At 42.0% G+C, this 264-nt stretch carries 1 pseudogene; it reads left to right on the forward strand.

Features of this window, described 5'->3' with window-relative positions:
• Positions 1–264: pseudogene (locus AC1M9A_RS14455) on the forward strand (alkyl hydroperoxide reductase subunit F); the annotation flags it as partial.

The raw sequence follows: 264 nt of genomic DNA on the forward strand, positions 1-264 counted from the left end.
TGGCTGGTATTGTTGAACATGTCACTTTAGTTGAGTTTGATACTAAGCTGCGTGCTGACCAAGTATTACAAGACAAACTTAACAGCTTGCCAAATACCACTGTCATCAAAAATGCGTTGTCTACAGAAGTAGTCGGTGATGGCAAACAAGTGACTGCACTGAAATACAAAGATCGTGCGACGGATGAAGAACACACAGTCGAATTGGCGGGGATCTTCGTACAAATCGGTTTGTTACCCAACACGGATTTCTTAAAAGAAACTC

It is taken from the genome of Acinetobacter sp. ANC_7634, assembly GCF_056779875.1.